Source organism: Halomonas sp. TA22 (genome assembly GCF_013009075.1).
Taxonomy (GTDB): Bacteria; Pseudomonadota; Gammaproteobacteria; order Pseudomonadales; family Halomonadaceae; genus TA22.
Genome location: NZ_CP053108.1, coordinates 308,028 through 325,179, shown reverse-complemented (window position 1 = coordinate 325,179; position 17,152 = coordinate 308,028). Strand labels below are relative to the sequence as shown.

16 protein-coding genes are annotated in these 17,152 nt (G+C 63.3%); 14 read left to right on the top strand and 2 right to left on the bottom strand.

Going from position 1 to position 17,152, the window contains the following annotated elements; all coding sequences use genetic code 11:
- Positions 1–114: 114 nt before the first annotated feature.
- From ribBA to HJD22_RS01450, 10 genes are all read left to right on the top strand, one after another.
- Positions 115–1,278 (top strand): bifunctional 3,4-dihydroxy-2-butanone-4-phosphate synthase/GTP cyclohydrolase II, encoded by a 1,164-nt coding sequence (gene ribBA / locus HJD22_RS01495; RefSeq protein ID WP_208656671.1) that lies wholly within the window; start codon positions 115–117, stop codon positions 1,276–1,278.
- A gap of 38 nt (positions 1,279–1,316) precedes the next feature.
- A complete protein-coding gene (gene ribE, locus HJD22_RS01490; protein WP_208656670.1) occupies positions 1,317–1,799 on the top strand; it encodes a 6,7-dimethyl-8-ribityllumazine synthase in 483 nt (160 codons plus the stop codon).
- Positions 1,796–2,293, top strand: a complete 498-nt coding sequence (nusB, locus tag HJD22_RS01485) for a transcription antitermination factor NusB (RefSeq protein ID WP_208656669.1) — start codon at positions 1,796–1,798, stop codon at positions 2,291–2,293. The genes ribE and nusB overlap by 4 nt, the downstream gene beginning before the upstream one ends.
- Positions 2,294–2,305: 12 nt before the next feature.
- Complete coding sequence (gene thiL, locus HJD22_RS01480; RefSeq protein WP_208656668.1) at positions 2,306–3,256, top strand: thiamine-phosphate kinase; 951 nt, start codon at positions 2,306–2,308, stop codon at positions 3,254–3,256.
- A complete protein-coding gene (locus HJD22_RS01475) occupies positions 3,253–3,726 on the top strand; it encodes a phosphatidylglycerophosphatase A (RefSeq protein WP_208656667.1) in 474 nt (157 codons plus the stop codon). Before thiL ends, HJD22_RS01475 begins: the two co-directional genes overlap by 4 nt.
- Before the next feature lie 126 nt (positions 3,727–3,852).
- Positions 3,853–5,094, top strand: coding sequence for a DUF945 family protein (locus HJD22_RS01470; RefSeq protein ID WP_208656666.1), 1,242 nt, complete (start codon positions 3,853–3,855; stop codon positions 5,092–5,094).
- Between the two features lie 127 nt (positions 5,095–5,221).
- Positions 5,222–7,669 carry an endopeptidase La gene (lon, locus tag HJD22_RS01465; protein WP_208656665.1) on the top strand — a complete coding sequence of 816 codons (2,448 nt, stop codon included), beginning with the start codon at positions 5,222–5,224 and terminating at the stop codon, positions 7,667–7,669.
- A gap of 36 nt (positions 7,670–7,705) precedes the next feature.
- Positions 7,706–8,380: a hypothetical protein gene (locus HJD22_RS01460; RefSeq protein ID WP_208656664.1), complete on the top strand. Its 675-nt coding sequence runs from the start codon at positions 7,706–7,708 to the stop codon at positions 8,378–8,380.
- Between the two features lie 133 nt (positions 8,381–8,513).
- Positions 8,514–10,358: a dihydroxy-acid dehydratase gene (gene ilvD, locus HJD22_RS01455; RefSeq protein WP_208656663.1), complete on the top strand. Its 1,845-nt coding sequence runs from the start codon at positions 8,514–8,516 to the stop codon at positions 10,356–10,358.
- Between the two features lie 87 nt (positions 10,359–10,445).
- Positions 10,446–11,528 (top strand): oxidoreductase, encoded by a 1,083-nt coding sequence (locus HJD22_RS01450; protein ID WP_208656972.1) that lies wholly within the window; start codon positions 10,446–10,448, stop codon positions 11,526–11,528.
- Between the two features lie 4 nt (positions 11,529–11,532).
- Here the strand turns inward: HJD22_RS01450 and nudE are convergent, their stop codons facing one another.
- Complete coding sequence (gene nudE / locus HJD22_RS01445; protein WP_208656662.1) at positions 11,533–12,120, bottom strand: ADP compounds hydrolase NudE; 588 nt, start codon at positions 12,118–12,120, stop codon at positions 11,533–11,535.
- Positions 12,121–12,212: 92 nt separating this feature from the next.
- Here nudE and yrfG point away from each other — a divergent pair, with 92 nt between their 5' ends.
- From yrfG to HJD22_RS01425, 4 genes are all read left to right on the top strand, one after another.
- On the top strand, positions 12,213–12,878 hold the full coding sequence (yrfG, locus tag HJD22_RS01440) for a GMP/IMP nucleotidase (RefSeq protein WP_208656661.1): 666 nt from the start codon (positions 12,213–12,215) through the stop codon (positions 12,876–12,878).
- 18 nt (positions 12,879–12,896) lie between these two features.
- Positions 12,897–13,286 (top strand): RNA-binding S4 domain-containing protein, encoded by a 390-nt coding sequence (locus HJD22_RS01435; protein WP_208656660.1) that lies wholly within the window; start codon positions 12,897–12,899, stop codon positions 13,284–13,286.
- Positions 13,287–13,329: 43 nt separating this feature from the next.
- On the top strand, positions 13,330–14,205 hold the full coding sequence (gene hslO / locus HJD22_RS01430) for an Hsp33 family molecular chaperone HslO (RefSeq protein ID WP_208656659.1): 876 nt from the start codon (positions 13,330–13,332) through the stop codon (positions 14,203–14,205).
- A 255-nt stretch (positions 14,206–14,460) separates the two neighbouring features.
- Positions 14,461–16,041 (top strand): phosphoenolpyruvate carboxykinase, encoded by a 1,581-nt coding sequence (locus HJD22_RS01425; protein WP_208656658.1) that lies wholly within the window; start codon positions 14,461–14,463, stop codon positions 16,039–16,041.
- Positions 16,042–16,200: 159 nt separating this feature from the next.
- On the opposite strand, the gene HJD22_RS01420 is transcribed toward HJD22_RS01425, so the two are convergent.
- Positions 16,201–17,055, bottom strand: coding sequence for a LysR substrate-binding domain-containing protein (locus tag HJD22_RS01420; RefSeq protein ID WP_217267800.1), 855 nt, complete (start codon positions 17,053–17,055; stop codon positions 16,201–16,203).
- Positions 17,056–17,152 lie beyond the last annotated feature (97 nt).

The window sequence follows — 17,152 nt, the reverse complement described above, 5'->3', positions numbered from 1 at the left end:
CGCCCGAGGCCATGCCAAGGTACCCTGAGCGCCGATTCGATGCGGGCGTCGGCCTGCGGCAACTCGGTTGTCGCCCTCTTGCGACATTCGCGGCTTAGCTAAACCGGAGTTTTCATGGCGCATTCTTCCCAGGATTCAACCTCCGTCGAGGAGGAGTCGTCCTCCACCGCTCTGGCCTCCATCGAGGCGCTGATCGAGGACATTCGGCAAGGCAAGATGGTGATCCTCATGGATGACGAGGATCGCGAGAATGAAGGCGATGTGATCATGGCCGCCGAGAAGGTGCAGGCCGAGCACATCAATTTCATGGCCCGCCACGCGCGCGGCCTGATCTGCATGCCGATGACGCGCGAGCGCTGCGAACAGCTCAATCTGCCGCTGATGGTGCGTGACAACGGCTCCGGTTTCGGCACCAAGTTCACCCTCTCCATCGAGGCGGCCAAGGGCATCTCCACCGGCATTTCCGCCGCCGACCGCGCCTTGACCGTTCAAGCCGCCGCGGCACGCGATGCCAAGTCGTCGGATATCGTTCAACCGGGGCATATCTTCCCGCTGATGGCGGAGCCTGGCGGTGTGCTGCGTCGCGCCGGTCACACCGAGGCTGCCTGCGATCTAGCCGGTATGGCTGGTTGTGACCCCAGCGGTGTGATCTGTGAAGTGATGAACGATGACGGCACGATGGCGCGACGTCCCGAACTCGAGCGCTTTGCCGCCGAGCATGGCCTGAAAATCGGTACCATCGCCGACCTGATCCATTATCGCGTCCTTAACGAGCAGACCGTCGAGCACCTGGAGACCCTGCCGGTCTCCACGCAGCATGGCGAACTGACGCTGCATGTGTTTCGCGACAGCATCCAAGGAGCGCATCACCTGGCGCTGGTCAAGGGGCAGCCAAGCCCTGAGGTGCCGACCACGGTGCGCGTGCACCTCGCCGACACCCTGCGCGACCTGCTGACCCTGACCAAGCCCGGCAACCAGAGCTGGACTGCCCAGGGGGCGCTTGCCGAGGTGGCCCAGGCGGAGGCGGGGGTATTCGTGCTGCTCGACGACGGGTGCCCGCATCGGGACCTTAAGGATCAACTCGATCTTCTGCTCGAGCGCCGCCGCGCGCCGCGCTCGAGTGAGTCCGATGGGTCGGGCAACTACCTGACCATCGGCACCGGGTCGCAGATGTTGCGTTATCTGGGAGTGGGCAAGATGCGTCTGCTCAGTTCGCCCTGGAAATTCTCGGCACTGTCGGGATTCGATCTGGAAGTGGTCGAGCTCATCAGTCCCTGATCGCTCGGCCGCATGACGTTTTTATTAGGATAGAAAGAATGCAACCGATCTCCCAAGTCGAAGGCAGCTTTACCGATGTCGATGGTCGTTATGTGATCGTGGTCGGACGTTTCAATCACCATGTGGTCGACAGCCTGGTGGAAGGGGCGGTGGATAGCCTGGTGCGGCATGGCGTCGATAGCGACACCATCGATATCGTCCATGTGCCCGGCGCCTGGGAACTGCCGCTGGCGGTCAAGCGTGCCCTCAAGGTGGTCAAGCCCGATGCGGTGATTGCCCTGGGTGCGGTGATTCGTGGCGGCACGCCGCACTTCGAGTATGTCGCCGGTAACTGCAATGCGGCGCTTTCCTCGCTGCAGCTCGAGTTCGATACGCCGATCGCCAACGGCGTGCTGACCGTCAACTCCATCGAGCAGGCGATCGAGCGCTCCGGCACCAAGGCCGGTAACAAGGGGGCCGAGGCGGCGATGGCCGCCATGGAGATGGTCTCGCTGCTCAAGCAGTTCGGGGGTGAGGCATGAGCGACAAGCGCCGTGCCCCCTCGGCGGCGCAACAGTCTCGCCATGCGGCGCGAGAGCTTGCCGTACAGGGGCTCTATCAGTGGCAGATGACCGGCAAGTCGATCACCTCGATAGAGGTGGAGTTTCGCAGCCAGCGCGCCGACGATGACATGGAGGATCACGAGAACTGGTCCAAGGTCATGGAGATCGCCGACCTGGCGCTGTTCCATGAACTGCTCCACAACGTGGTGCGCTTCAAGGATGAACTCGACGCGGCAATCTCGCCACTGCTCGACCGGCGTCTGGAGGAGCTCGACCCCATCGAGCTGGCCATTCTGCGCCTCGGGACCTACGAACTCTCCCGTCGTCTCGAAGTGCCTTACCGCGCCGTCATCAACGAGGGCGTGGAGCTCGCCAAGTCCTTCGGTGCCACCGATGGCCATAAATACGTCAATGGCATTCTCGACAAGCTGGCTGGCCGCTTGCGCTATGCCGAGGTCAGCGCGCGTCGTTAGCTGCGCCCTTATATGCCTGGCGAGTTCGAACTCATAGCCCGTCATTTCACCCGCCCGCCGCAGGACCGAAGCGTCGTGCTGGGGGTGGGGGATGATTGTGCCCTGCTTGCGCCTTCACCTGGCCATGAACTGGCGGTGAGCGTCGATACCTCGGTGGCACAGGTGCACTTCCCGGGGGAGGCGCCGGCCTTCGCCATTGGCCACCGGGCGCTCGCGGTCAGCCTGAGCGATCTTGCCGCGATGGGGGCAAAGGCGCGCTGGTGCGTGATGTCGCTGACGTTATCGAACGCCGATGATGCCTGGCTTGGCGAGTATGCGCGGGGCTTCCATGCGCTATGCTTGGCAAGTGGCGTCAGCCTGGTCGGGGGTGATGTCACGCGTGGCGAACTTGCGATTGGCGTGACCGTGCACGGCGAGGTGCCCACCGGCAGTGCCCTGCGACGCAGCGGGGCGAGTGTCGGCGAATGGCTGGCGGTGACCGGCACGCTGGGCGGGGCGCATGCTGGCCTGCTCGCCTGGCAGGCGGGTGAGCGCGATCTGGCCGACAACCCCTGGCTCGGGGCCTACCTGCTGCCGCAGCCGCGGTTGGCGGCTGGACAGGCGCTACGCGGTCTTGCCAGTGCGGCTATCGATATCTCCGATGGTCTGGTCGCCGACCTTGATCATCTGTGCCGGGCCTCCGGCGTGGGCGCGCAGCTCGATTGCGAATGCTTGCCGCTGCCCGAGGGGCTTCAGGCGCGGCTGGGAGAGCAGGGCGCGCTGCGCGCTGCGCTGTGCGGCGGGGACGATTACGAATTACTGATCAGCCTGGCACAGCGGGATATCGCCGAGGCGCGCGCCCGGCTAGCCGGCCTGGGTCTGTCGCTCACTCTCATAGGACGCGTGACCCGCAAGACAGGCGTGCAGGGTGTTCCTGACGAGGCGCGCAGCGGCTGGCAGCACTTTTCTGGAGAGACGCCATGAACCGCGCTCCGGCCAGTGTCTGGCGCCGGCCCACCCACTTCCTGGCCTTTGGCCTGGGGAGCGGATGCGTGCCTTGGGCGCCGGGCACCTTCGGTACCCTGGCGGCGATTCCCTTCTACTGGCTGATGTCGGACCTGCCGTTTGCCTGGTACATGAGTATCGTGGCGATGGCGATGCTCGTCGGCATCTGGCTGTGTGAAGTCACCTCGCATGACTTGGGCGTCCATGATCACTCGGGCATCGTCTGGGACGAGTTCGTGGGCTACTGGATCACCATGGCGGCGGTCCCCTTCTCCTGGGAAGCGGCGTTATGGGGGTTTCTGGTATTCAGGGTGTTCGATATCTTCAAACCCTGGCCGATCCGCTGGGCCGATCGGCGGGTTGCCGGTGGCTTCGGCATCATGATCGATGACGTGCTTGCCGGCATTTATGCCTGGAGTACTATTCACCTCTGGCTCTGGCTGCATTAGCGATAGGCCCTCCCCAGGCGAGGTGGCCGCTGATCACGGTGTAACTGATATATGACTATTTCGACGTAACTGTTCGCGACGTAACTGTTTTCGACGTAGCTGTTTTCGACGTAGCAAGGAATGCCCATGCGCAAAGGAAAGCTTGTCGTCGTTGCCCTCGGAGTACTCGGGGTAGGGTATCTGGCCGCTCAGGCTTACTCGAGCACGATGTTCGAGCGCGAGCTCTCGGGGGCGCTTGAGAACATCAAGCAGCGTCAGGACGTGCAGGTGAGTCGTGCCCAGGTGAGTCGCGGCTGGTTCATCTCCCGGGGAGAAGTGCACCTGGTGCCCCTCAATGGCGATGAGTGGCGGCTGGTGATTCCCTATACCGCTCGTCATGGCCTGCTCGCCACCCGTGCCGAAGGTGCGGTGTCGCTGACGCTGGGCGAGGCGGGGGAGCCGCTGTTCGGTGAGCGGGTCGAGGCACCGATGCCGCGCTGGGCGGCCGAGTATCGGACCCTTGAGCAGACCTTCCAGGCGACACTGCACATGGCGCCTTTCGAAGACCAGCGGCCGGGCTGGCTACTGGCGTTCGGCGGTACCGACCTGACCCTCGAAGGGCGCCGCGGCGACATGACCTTGAGTGGGCAAGTCGCTGCCTGGCAGTGGAGCCGTGGCAGTGAGTTTCTGGCGGCGGGGCCGCTGGTGCTAGAAAGCCAGTATCGCTACGACGGTGCGCCCGGGCATTTCCTGCAGCGAGACGACCTGCACCTTTCCCGTTTGAGCTATCGTCAGGGCCACGGCCCGGCATGGGAGCTGGACGCGCTGAGTTATCGTGGTGAAACGAAACTTGGCAGCGATTCGCTCGATCTGACGGCCCGGCTCTCGCTGGGCGAGGCTCGTCTTGGGGCTCAACCCATTCTCGCCGGCCAGCTGGACCTCGCGCTGACGCGCATCGATGCCGATGGTGTGCGTGCCTTGGCCGATCATCTGCGTGACGAGGTGGCACTGCTCAAGGCGGAAGGCGAGCTCGATGCAGCCCTGCTTGCCAGGCTCGAACCCTACCTGCTCGATATGCTCATTGATTCGCCACGTCTGGTGGTGGAGTCCCTGCGCCTGGCAAGTCCGGTGCTGGACATGCAGATCGCCCTTGATGGTGCCCTGACGTTCACCGGCGATAACGTCGAGGAGCTGTCGCTGCGCAACCTGGACGATCCGATACAGCAGCAGCGCTGGCGCTCGCGTCTGAATGGCCACTTCATTTGCCACGATCTGCCGCTGCTGGTATCGCTGCAACTGGGATTGCCTCTCGACACCACCGAGCTCTCCATCGATGTGATCGACGGTGAGGTTTGGCTCAACCAGCAGGCCATGCCCTCTCTGTTCTGATGTCATTCGTATTGATTCGCTCCTTTGTAACGCTGACGAGAATCACGGCTTGGCTTGAAGTTTGGCGCTTGCGCCCGCATTGCGTTGGCAATGGGGCCTTGCGCCCGACGGCCAACTAGGATACGAAATGAGCGAAAGCGACGATCAGCACAACTTCATTTCCGAGGCAGGCTATGAGTCAGGCTCTGGGACACAGTGCGCCGATGCAGAGAGCATCGGGAACTCCGAGTCCAGTAGCGGCGCCGTGGTGCCGACCCGCGATTACCTGCCGGAGCGGCTCTATCTGCTGCCGATACACAACCGCCCCTTCTTCCCGGCCCAGGTACAGCCGCTGGTGATTCATCGCCCGCGCTGGGAGGAGACCATTCAGCGCGTCGGCAATACGCCGCACCATACCGTTGGCCTTGCCTTCGTCGGCGACAGCGACGTCAGCGATCTCGACCACGAAAGCTTCCCTGAGATCGGTACCGCGGTGCGCATGCACAAGGTGCAGGGTGAAGGCGATCAGATCCAGTTCATTGCCCAGGGCATGCGTCGCTTCAAGATCCAGCGCTGGCTCTCTAAGAAGCCACCCTATCTGGTCGAGGTGAGCTACCCCAAGGAGCCGGTCGACGCCGAGGAGGACGAGGCGCGGGCCTACGCCATGGCGCTGATCAACGGCATCAAGGAGCTGTTGCCGATCAACCCGCTGTATGGCGAGGAGCTCAAGCACTATCTCAACCGCTTCAGCCCCCATGAGCCAGGGCCGCTGACCGATTTTGCAGCGGCCATCACCTCCGCCAAGGGGCCGGAGCTTCAGGGCATCCTCGAAACCTTGCCGGTCATGGCGCGCATGCAGAAAGTGTTGCCGCTGCTGCACAAGGAGATCGAGGTAGCTCAGCTGCAGAGCCAGATCAGCGAACAGGTCAATGCGCAGATGCAGAAGCGTCAGCGCGAGTTCTTCCTGCGCGAGCAGCTCAAGGTGATCCAGCGCGAACTTGGGATATCCAAGGACGATCGCGAGAACGATGTCGATACCTTCAGGAAGCGCCTCGTCGAGCTCGAGGTGCCCGAGCGCGTGATGTCGCGCATCGACGACGAGCTGAACAAGCTCTCGGTACTGGAGACCGGCTCGCCGGAGTACGGCACCACGCGTAACTACCTCGACTGGCTCACCTCGCTGCCGTGGGGTATCACCAGTCAGGATCAGCTTGATCTCAAGCATGCACGTGAGGTGCTCGACCGGGATCATGACGGTCTGGGCGACGTCAAGGAGCGGATCATCGAGTTTCTTGCCGAAGGTACCTTCAAGGGCGACGTCGGCGGTTCGATCCTGCTGCTCGTGGGTCCGCCCGGGGTGGGCAAGACCTCGGTCGGGCGCTCCATCGCCGAGGCGCTTGGGCGTGAGTTCTACCGCTTCTCGGTGGGCGGCATGCGCGACGAGGCCGAGATCAAGGGGCACCGTCGGACCTATATCGGTGCCATGCCCGGCAAGCTGGTCCAGGCGCTCAAGGAGGTCGAGGTTTCCAATCCGGTGATCATGCTCGACGAGATCGACAAGCTGGGCCAATCCTTCCAGGGCGATCCCGCCTCGGCGCTGCTCGAGGTGCTCGATCCCGAGCAGAACGTCGACTTCCTCGACCACTACCTCGACGTACGCCTCGACCTCTCCAAGGTGCTGTTCGTGTGTACCGCCAATACCCTGGATTCGATCCCCGGCCCGCTGCTCGATCGCATGGAGCAGATCCGGCTCTCCGGTTATATCGCCGAAGAGAAGGTGGCGATTGCCAAACATCATCTCTGGCCGAAGCTGCTCACACGCAACAAGATTCCCAAGATGCGCATCAATCTCACCGATGCGGCTCTCAAGCAGGTGATCGAGGGCTATGCCCGCGAAGCCGGGGTGCGCCAGCTCGAGAAGCAGCTGCACCGCATCGTGCGCAAGGCCGCAGTCAAGCTGCTCGAGGGAGAGCAGCAGTCGATCAAGATTTCAATCAACAATCTCGAATCGTTTCTCGGTGCGCCACTGTTTCGCAAGGAGAAGGTGCTCAAGGGCGAGGGGGTGGTCACCGGCCTTGCCTGGACCTCGATGGGCGGCGCGACGCTGCCGATCGAAGCCGGCAAGGTGCATGCCCTGGATCGCGGCTTCAAGCTCACCGGCAAGCTCGGCGATGTGATGAAGGAGTCGGCCAATATCGCCTACAGCTATGTACTTGGTCATCTCGGCGAGTATGGCGCCGATCCCGGCTTCTTCAACGACGCCTTCATTCACCTGCACGTGCCGGAAGGCGCCACACCCAAGGATGGTCCTTCCGCCGGGGTGACCATGACCACTGCGCTGCTGTCGCTGGCGCGGGGAGAGGCGATCAAGCGCTCGCTGGCGATGACCGGCGAGTTGACGCTCACCGGCCAGGTGCTGCCGGTGGGCGGGATTCGCGAGAAGGTGATCGCCGCGCGCCGCAGCGACATCTTCGAAGTGATCCTACCCGAGGCCAATCGCCGCGACTTCGACGAGCTGCCGGATTTCCTCAAGGAGGGCATGACAGTACACTTCGCCAGCCGCTACAAGGATGTGGCCAAGATCGTGTTCGGCTAAGCCGGCCGCCAAACGTCAAACGACTAACGAGATCGCATGGCCAAATTCGAACTGCTGGACACCGCCGCCATTCCGGGGCAGGGCGGGGAGCTCAGGCTGCTGCGTCGCAACGATGAGTTCTCCATCCGCATCGCCGGCAAGCCCGGCGAGTTGATGAACAGCCGCCTACATGGCTCGGAGGATGCGCTGGCCGAGCTGTGCTGCGAGCCGCTCAAGCAACGCCCCGGCGCTCGCGTGGTGGTCGGCGGCCTGGGCATGGGTTTCACCCTGGCCGCCGCGCTGCGCTCGCTGGGGGCGGATGCCGAGGTCGTGGTCGCCGAGCTGGTGTCGGGGGTGGTGGAGTGGAACCGCGGACCGCTGGGCATGGTCGCCGGCAATCCCCTCGATGATCCTCGCACCACGGTCAGCGTCGGCGATGTCGGGGCGCTGCTGCGCCGCGAGCCGCAGGGTTTCGATGCGATCATGCTCGATATCGACAACGGTCCCGAGGGCCTGACCCGTCAGGAAAATGACTGGGTCTACTCGCCGCGTGGCCTCGAGGCAGCCCAGGAGGCACTGCGCCCGGGAGGCGTGCTGGCGATCTGGTCGGCGGGCCGTGACGCTGGCTTCAGCGAGCGTTTGAAGCGTACCGGCTTCAGCGTCGAGGAGCGCGAAGTGCGGGCCCATCGCCCCGGCAAGGGGGCGCGCCATGTCATCTGGCTGGCGCATTGATATCACGCCGTCAGGGCGGGCGAGTGGCAAGGTCCCGTGGCTCATGACAGAATCACCGTTCAACCTGGACACCTAGACTGTCGAGTTGCCGTCACGGCAACCAAGACAGCGCGATCAAGCACGAGAGGACAGCATGCCCCAGTACCGTTCCCGCACCACCACCGCCGGTCGCAACATGGCCGGCGCACGCGCCCTGTGGCGCGCCACCGGCATGAAGGATGAGGACTTCCACAAACCGATCATCGCCGTGGCCAACTCCTTCACCCAGTTCGTGCCTGGGCACGTGCACCTCAAGGACATGGGCCAGCTGGTGGCCCGCGAGATCGAGAAGGCCGGCGGGGTGGCCAAGGAGTTCAATACCATCGCCGTGGACGACGGCATCGCCATGGGCCACGACGGCATGCTCTATTCGCTGCCGAGCCGTGACATCATCGCCGATAGCGTCGAGTACATGGTCAATGCCCACTGTGCCGATGCGCTGGTGTGCATCTCCAACTGCGACAAGATCACCCCGGGCATGCTGATGGCCGCCATGCGCCTCAACATTCCGGTGATCTTCGTCTCCGGTGGGCCGATGGAGGCGGGCAAGACCAAGCTGATCGATCATGGCCTCGACCTGGTCGATGCCATGGTCATGGCCGCCGACGATTCGGTGGATGACGAGACGCTGGCCGAGGTCGAGCGCAGCGCCTGTCCCACCTGCGGCAGCTGCTCGGGCATGTTCACCGCCAACTCGATGAACTGCCTGACCGAGGCTTTGGGCCTGGCGCTACCGGGTAACGGCACGGTGCTTGCCACCCACGCCGACCGTCGCCGGCTGTTCGAGACTGCAGGCCACCGCATCGTCGAGCTGGCCAAGCGCTACTACGAGGGCGAAGAGGCGCATCTGCTGCCTCGTGCCATCGGTTCCAAGGCGGCGTTCAGGAACGCCATGACGCTCGACATCGCCATGGGCGGCTCGACCAATACCATCCTGCACCTGCTCGCTGCTGCCCAGGAGGCGGAGATCGACTTCACCCTGGCCGACATCGACCGACTGTCACGGGAAGTGCCGCAGCTGTGCAAGGTGGCGCCCAATACCCAGAAATACCATATCGAGGACGTGCACCGCGCCGGTGGCATCATGGCAATCCTTGGCGAGCTGGATCGCGCCCACGTACTGAATACCTCGGTGCCCACCGTCTACGGCGATACGCTCAAGGCAGCGCTGGATGAGTGGGACATCATGCGAAACCCCAGCGCCGAGGTGGTGGAGTTCTTCAAGGCGGGCCCCGGCGGGGTGCCGACCCAGCAGGCGTTTTCGCAAAGCTCGCGCTGGCCAAGTCTCGATGGCGACCGCGCCACCGGCTGTATCCGCGATCTCGAGCACGCCTTCTCTCGCGAGGGTGGCTTGGCGGTGCTCCATGGCAATATCGCCGTCGATGGCTGCGTGGTGAAGACCGCCGGTGTCGACGACTCGATCCTGATCTTCGAGGGGCCGGCGCACGTCGTCGAGTCCCAGGACCAGGCGGTGGAGCATATCCTGGCCGGCGAGGTGAAGGAGGGCGACATCGTCGTCATCCGCTACGAGGGGCCCAAGGGTGGCCCGGGCATGCAGGAGATGCTCTATCCCACCTCCTATCTCAAGTCCAAGGGGCTCGGCAAGGCGTGTGCGCTGCTCACCGACGGGCGTTTCTCCGGCGGTACGTCCGGGCTCTCCATCGGTCACGTCTCGCCGGAAGCGGCGGCGGGTGGGGCCATCGGCCTGGTGGAGCAGGGTGACACGATCCGCATCGATATTCCCAAGCGCTCCATCGACGTCAAGCTCAGCGACGCTGAGCTCGCGCGTCGTCGAGAGGCGATGGAGGCCAAGGGCAAGGCCGCCTGGAAGCCGAGCATCGAGCGAGTGCGCAAGGTGTCCGCCGCACTCAAGGCCTATGCACTGCTGGCGACCTCCGCCGACAAGGGGGCAGTGCGCGATCTGAGCAAGCTCGACTAGGTTTGCATTGCGCTTCAAAAACCGGGCAGGGCGCACGGCCCGCCGTACCGAGACCCGGGACACCAAGGAAGACATCAAGGAACGATGATGAAGACAACGTACAATGTGGGGCTGGTCGGCTATGGATTTGCCAGCAAGACGTTCCATGTGCCGCTGATTGCCGCCACGCCGGGGCTGGAGCTGGTGGCCGTGTCGTCAAGCGATGCCGGCAAGGTGCAGGCCGGCCTGCCCGACGTTGCCGTCGAAGCCAGGCCGCATGCGCTGTTTGCCCGCGACGATATCGATCTGGTGGTGATTCCCACCCCCAACGAGACTCACTTTCCGCTGGCCAAGGCAGCGCTGGCGGCGGGCAAGCACGTGGTCGTCGACAAGCCCTTCACCGTGACGCTCTCCGAGGCGCGTATGCTCAAGGCTCAGGCCGATGAAGCCGAGCGCCTGCTGTCGGTATTCCAGAACCGTCGCTGGGATAGCGATTTCCTGACGCTGAAGGCGCTGATCGATGAGGGCAGCCTTGGCCGAATCGTCAGTGTCGAGTCGCGTTTCGATCGTTTCCGTCCCGATGTCCGCGACCGCTGGCGCGAGCAGGCCAAGCCCGGCGGAGGCATCTGGTACGATCTCGGGCCGCACCTTCTCGATCAGGCACGCGAGCTGTTCGGCATGCCGCGGGCCATTATGCTCGACATGGCAGCCCGCCGAGAGGGGGCGGTGGTGGATGACGATTTCGTGGCGCTGCTCGACTATGGGGAGCGGCGTGTGACGCTGCAGGCCAGTGCGCTGGTCGCGGCCGACTCGCCGCGTTTCATCGTGCATGGCACGAAGGGCAGTTACGTCAAGTTCGGGCTCGATCCTCAGGAAGCGCGCCTCAAGGCGGGGGAGACGCCCTCGCCCCACTGGGGAGAGGATCCGCTCAACGGTACGCTGACCCTGTTCGAGGGTGGGGGCGAAGCGGCACCCACCATCCGGGAGTACCCCACCCAGGCGGGCGACTACCTGGCCTACTATCGAGGCATCGTGGCGGCACTGCAGGGCAAGGCGGCCTCACCAGTCAGTGTCGACGATGCCCTGAGCGTGATGACGCTGCTCGAGGCGGGGCTGGACAGCTACCGCCAGGGGCGCTGGATGAAGCTCAAGGAGGGTGGCGTCAATCATCGCCGCCTGACGCATGTCTGAAGACTCACCACAGCCTGTTCTGCGGGCGCTGCTCACGTAACTTGTCACGCGCGATGTAGAGCGCCGCAATGGCGCGGGCTTCGTGAAAGTCTTCACGGGCCAGCAGGCTCGGCAGCTCGTCGATGGCATGCGTCTCGACGATCAGCGGTTCGGGTTCGTCCCCGGGCAGGCGCTTGGGATAGAGCTCGCTTGCCAACATCACCTGCATGCGATGGTTCATGTAGTTGGGCGCAAGCGACAGCTCGACCAGCGGCTCGATGTTGCGAGCGCCAAAGCCGCACTCCTCCATCAATTCGCGGTTGGCTGCGGTGACGATATCCTCACCAGGGTCGATCAGGCCTTTGGGCAGGGTCAGGATGTAGTCGTCGAAGCCTGCCGCATACTCGCGGATCAGCAGCACGTGCTCCGGGTCGGGCATGGCGACGATCATCACCGCGCCGTTTCCGCTGCCCATCAAGCGTTCGAAGGTGCGCTCCTCGCCATTGGAAAAGCATAGGTCGATGGCTTCGATGGCGAACAGGCGGCTGCGCGCGACTTCGCGCTTGGCCAGGATGCGGGGCTTGGTCAAGACGTTGGGGAATGAGCGGGTCATGGTCTCTCCGGCTTGGCATGCGTCGGGTCTGTGTCTTGACCCCAAGGATACCGTACAATATCACTCCTCAAGCCTTTGCGGAGCCACGCCGAATGATCGACTGGAGAGCCATCGATACGGTGCTGCTGGACATGGACGGTACCCTGTTAGATCTGCACTTCGATAGCCACTTCTGGTTGGAGCACCTGCCGCGCCGCTATACCGAGTTGCATCGCCTGGACGAGGCGACCCAGGAGGTGCTGAGAGCGCGGATCATCCGCGAGCAGGGCACCCTCAACTGGTACAGCCTGGCCTACTGGAGCCGTGAGCTGGGCGTGGATGTCGTGGCGCTCAAGCGTGAGGTGCAGCACCTGATCGGCCTGCGCAGCGATGCGCTCGATTTCCTGCAGTGGCTCAAGCGCTCCCATCCGCGGGTGATACTGGCCACCAATGCCGATCGCGAGAGCCTGGCGCTCAAGCTGCCGCTGACTGGGATCGAGGCGTATCTGGACGCGATCGTCTCCTCGGCGGATCTTGGCGTGGCCAAGGAGGCGCAGGAGTTCTGGTTCGCGCTGCAGGAGATCGAGCCCTTCGATCCGACCCGCACGCTGTTCATCGATGACAACCCGGCGGTACTCGAAAGTGCCCGCGAATACGGAATCAGGCACCTGCTGGGGATCAAACAGCCCGATAGTCGCCGCCCCGAGCGTGAACTCGAGGAGTTCATTGCACTCAATAGCTTTGCCTCGATCCTGCCTGACCAGGGTCCCCCACACTGACGAATGAACCAGGAGTCCATGGATAACGTACGACTCGACAAGTGGCTATGGGCCGCCCGATTCTTCAAGACGAGGGCCATGGCCAAGAAGGCCATCGAGGGTGGCAAGGTGCACTACAACGGCGCCAAGGCCAAGACCAGCAAGAGCGTCGAAGTGGGCGCGGTGGTGCGCGTCCCCCAGGGCTGGGATATCTGGGAAGTGGAAATCGTGGCGCTCAGCGACCAGCGCCGCGGTGCCCCCGAAGCCCGGGAGCTCTATCGCGAGACCGCAGAAAGCCAGGTCCGGCGCGAGCGAGAAACCGAAAATCGTCGACTGGCCAATCAGGCGATGTCGATGCCGCCGCGGCGCCCCGACAAGAAGCAGCGTCGCGAGATCACCCGATTCCAGCGGCAGCAGGACGACGAGTGACCTCGGCCTGCTCCGTCCTACCCTTACTCTTACCGAGACCGTGATGACCGACCAGATTCAGCGTTTTCTTTTCGATCACACCAATGTGCGTGGCGAGATCGTCACCCTGCAAGCCGCCTACCGTGACGTGCTCGACAAGCAGGCCTATCCGGCGCCGATCGACCAACTGCTCGGCGAGCTGATGGCCGCCGTGGCACTGCTCACCGAAACCGTCAAGCTCGATGGCACCCTGAGCATCGAAGTGCGCGGCGAGGGCGCGCTTGCGCTGCTGATGGCCGAGTCCAACCCCGGTGGCGAATTGCGCGCCATTGCCCGCCTGGCCGAGGAGCAGGAGCTGCCCGATAGCAGCGCCAGCTTTCGTGAATTGATTGGCAACGGCCGTATCGTGATCACCCTCGATCCCCGTGAGGGGAATCGTTACCAGGGGATCGTCGAGCTGAGCGAGCAGACCCTGGCCGGCTGCCTCGAGGAGTACTTCGCGCGCTCCGAGCAGCTGCCGACGCGGCTATGGCTGGCGGCCGACGGCACGCGGGCGTCAGGGCTGCTGCTGCAGCAGCTGCCGGATGACGCCGCCAATCAGGATCCGGATGCCTGGGATCGTACCGTACATCTGGCCTCCACGCTGCAGCACGACGAACTGCTCGGCCTCGAGCCTCAGGCGCTGCTCTATCGCCTCTACCATGAGGAGCAGGCCAGGGTATTCGAGCCCAAGGCGCTGCGCTTTGGCTGCACCTGTTCGCGGGAGCGTATCGCCCAGGCGCTCTATAGCCTGGGAGCGCAGGAGCTGCGCACGATTCTCGAAGAGCAGCAGGCGGTGGAGACCCAGTGCCACTTCTGCCATACCCGTTACCATTTCGGCGCGGCCGAGATCGAATCCCTGATCGAGGCGCCGGATGCGCCACCCCCTACGCTTCACTAGCGGTACGGTTTGTAAGTTGCTGTCTTGTAGTAGTAAAACTACATGAAATTCGGTGAATTTCTGCGTTTTCCTGCCGTTCGCTTTTTGTCATAATGCGTGACCAAAGTGGTAATAAACGTCGCTCCTTCGGGTATGTCGACGAGAACCAGAAGCGAATCAATCGTTCATTCAGTGACTAGGATCAGGCGCCATTCCCGTCGGTATCGACGTGTGGCAAACGAGAGAGAGATGGCCGCAAGGCCAGGGAAAACCAACATGACCACAACCAGTGCACAGTTCAGCGCCGTCGAGGCCAGCACGCCTCGTCGTTTTACCAATCTTAGCCACGCCGACTTGATCGAGCAGGCTGTGTTGCGCGGCGAAGGGCATCTGGCAGCGAACGGCGCCCTGGTAGTGAAGACCGGCAAGCGGACCGGTCGTTCGACGGCAGACCGCTTCATCGTTGATGAGCCTTCGACCAGCGCGCAGATCGAGTGGGGCAAGGTCAACCGTCCCTTCGATGCCGCCAAGTTCGATGCCCTATGGTCACGGGTGGAGGCTTACCTCGACGAGCGCGAGCATTTCGTCTCCGAGCTGCATGTCGGCGCTGATCCGAAGCACTATCTGCCGATTCGCGTGAATGCCGAAATGGCCTGGCAGAACCTCTTCGGTCGTACCATGTTCGTGCGCCCCGATGCCTACAACCCCTCCGGCAAGCAGGAGTGGTCCATCATCAACGCGCCGGGATTCGTCTGCGAACCGGGACGCGACGGCACCAACTCCGACGCCTGCGTGATCATCCATTTCGCCAGCCGTAAAGTACTGATTGCCGGCATGCACTATGCAGGTGAAATGAAGAAGGCGATGTTCTCGGTGCAGAACTTCCTGCTGCCGGAGTCCGACGTGCTGCCCATGCACTGCTCGGCGAACATGGGCGAGGATGGCGAGACTACGCTGTTCTTCGGCCTCTCTGGCACCGGCAAGACCACGCTCTCCGCCGACCCCGCGCGCTACCTGATCGGTGATGACGAGCATGGCTGGGGCGAAGGCACGGTCTTCAACATGGAGGGCGGATGTTACGCCAAGTGCATCGATCTCTCCGAGAAGAACGAGCCGCTGATCTGGAAGGCCATCAAGTTCGGTACCGTGCTCGAGAACGTGGTGCTCGACGATCGTCGCGAGGCCGATTATGCCGACGACAGCCTGACGCAGAACTCGCGTGCTGCCTATCCGCTCGAGCATATCGACAAGCGCGTCGCGGAAAATCGTGCCGGTGAGCCGAATGCGATCATCTTTCTGACCTGCGACATGAGCGGGGTGTTGCCGCCGGTGTCGCTCCTCTCCAAACAGGCGGCGGCCTACCACTTCCTCTCCGGTTATACCGCCAAGGTCGGCTCCACTGAGATGGGGTCGTCGAGCGGCCTGGAGGCGACCTTCTCGACCTGCTTCGGCGCGCCTTTCTTCCCGCGTCCGGCACGCGAATACGCCGACCTGCTGATCAAGCGCGTCGACGCCTTCGGCTCGCGCGTCTATCTGGTCAATACCGGCTGGACCGGGGGCAGTTACGGTGAGGGTGGATCGCGCTTCTCGATTCCCACTACCCGCGCCATCATCAGCGCCATTCAATCCGGTGCGCTGCGTGACGTGGAAACCCGCCATATCGATGGGCTCAACCTGGACGTGCCTCACGCCGTGCAGGGTGTCGACTCCCGTCTGCTCGACCCGCGTGAAGCCTGGGGTGATGCCGAGGCCTACCAGCGCAAGATGCAGGAGCTGGTGGCCAAGTTCGTCGACAACTTCACCAAGTTCGAAGGTGTCGATCCGGTGATCATTGCCGCTGGCCCACGCCTCGACTGAGACTTGCTTCAGGCAAACCGAGTCGGGACCGCAAGGTCAAACGGGGAAGTCTTTTGACTTCCCCGTTTTTTTGCCTTCCGCGAGGAGATATGCCATGCAACGCCGTTACTTTCTGGGGATTCCGGCACCGGCTGCGCTGGTGCGACAACGGGCTGGCGCTCAGTGCTGGAAGCCTTCGGCGATATAATTGGCCAGCCCCTCGACCACCGGCGAATTGGCGTCGGCTGAGCGCAGCAGAACGATGGAGGCGTCCGGCAGTGCCGGAAAACCCTCCTTTTCATCCAGGATGCGCATGTCCGGTGTGATCAGACTCTTCATCGTCGCCGAGACGGCCAGCCCCGCGCTGACCACGGCCTGTAGGGTGGCAAGGCTGGGGCTGCTGTAGGCGACCCGGTACTGCCTGCCGGCGCTTGTCAGCGCATTGCAGGCGTGCTGCCGGCAGAAGCAGGGTTCCTCGAAGAGCGCCAAGGGCAGGGGAGTCTGGCGATGCAGTGCGTAGCTCTCGGCGGCGACCCACACCGTCTCTTCCCTGCGCAGGGTCTGGCCGATCTCATGACCGACCTCGCGCGTCACGATGACCAGATCCAGGCTTCCGCTCGGGCGTGACAGCAGGCGCGACGAAGGCTCGCAATGGACCTCGACATCGACCATCGGCCAGCTCTGCGAGAACGACTTGAGGATGCCGGGCAGAAAGCGCATCACATAGTCGTCCGGCACGCCTAGACGAACGCGACCCACCATGTCGGGCTGGCGCAGGACATTGAGCGCCTCGCCATGCAACTCGAGTATCCGCCTCGCATAACCCAGCAGCGTCTGCCCTTCACTGGTCAGTAGCATCCTGTGCCCTTCGCGGATGAACAGTGGACGAGCGATGACATCCTCCTCGAGTCGCTTGATCTGCATGCTGACCGCCGACTGGGTGCGATTGACCACCTGGGCGGCCTTGGTGAACCCCCCGTGATCGACGATGGCGACAAAGGTGCGCAGCAATTCGTGATCGATGGTCGCTAACATAATTGCATCACCTCGGTTGATGTTTAACATCACAAACATTCGTTAGAATGATTTTATGACGTGACCGAGACTCTCTCCAGTCATTTCGATTGGGCAG

Coding starts and splice junctions, on each gene's coding strand:
- ribBA (WP_208656671.1), top strand. CDS start 115: ATGGCGCATTCTTCCCAGGATTCAACCTCCGTCGAGGAGGAGTCGTCC.
- ribE (WP_208656670.1), top strand. CDS start 1,317: ATGCAACCGATCTCCCAAGTCGAAGGCAGCTTTACCGATGTCGATGGT.
- nusB (WP_208656669.1), top strand. CDS start 1,796: ATGAGCGACAAGCGCCGTGCCCCCTCGGCGGCGCAACAGTCTCGCCAT.
- thiL (WP_208656668.1), top strand. CDS start 2,306: ATGCCTGGCGAGTTCGAACTCATAGCCCGTCATTTCACCCGCCCGCCG.
- HJD22_RS01475 (WP_208656667.1), top strand. CDS start 3,253: ATGAACCGCGCTCCGGCCAGTGTCTGGCGCCGGCCCACCCACTTCCTG.
- HJD22_RS01470 (WP_208656666.1), top strand. CDS start 3,853: ATGCGCAAAGGAAAGCTTGTCGTCGTTGCCCTCGGAGTACTCGGGGTA.
- lon (WP_208656665.1), top strand. CDS start 5,222: ATGAGCGAAAGCGACGATCAGCACAACTTCATTTCCGAGGCAGGCTAT.
- HJD22_RS01460 (WP_208656664.1), top strand. CDS start 7,706: ATGGCCAAATTCGAACTGCTGGACACCGCCGCCATTCCGGGGCAGGGC.
- ilvD (WP_208656663.1), top strand. CDS start 8,514: ATGCCCCAGTACCGTTCCCGCACCACCACCGCCGGTCGCAACATGGCC.
- HJD22_RS01450 (WP_208656972.1), top strand. CDS start 10,446: ATGAAGACAACGTACAATGTGGGGCTGGTCGGCTATGGATTTGCCAGC.
- nudE (WP_208656662.1), bottom strand. CDS start 12,120: ATGACCCGCTCATTCCCCAACGTCTTGACCAAGCCCCGCATCCTGGCC.
- yrfG (WP_208656661.1), top strand. CDS start 12,213: ATGATCGACTGGAGAGCCATCGATACGGTGCTGCTGGACATGGACGGT.
- HJD22_RS01435 (WP_208656660.1), top strand. CDS start 12,897: ATGGATAACGTACGACTCGACAAGTGGCTATGGGCCGCCCGATTCTTC.
- hslO (WP_208656659.1), top strand. CDS start 13,330: ATGACCGACCAGATTCAGCGTTTTCTTTTCGATCACACCAATGTGCGT.
- HJD22_RS01425 (WP_208656658.1), top strand. CDS start 14,461: ATGACCACAACCAGTGCACAGTTCAGCGCCGTCGAGGCCAGCACGCCT.
- HJD22_RS01420 (WP_217267800.1), bottom strand. CDS start 17,055: ATGTTAGCGACCATCGATCACGAATTGCTGCGCACCTTTGTCGCCATC.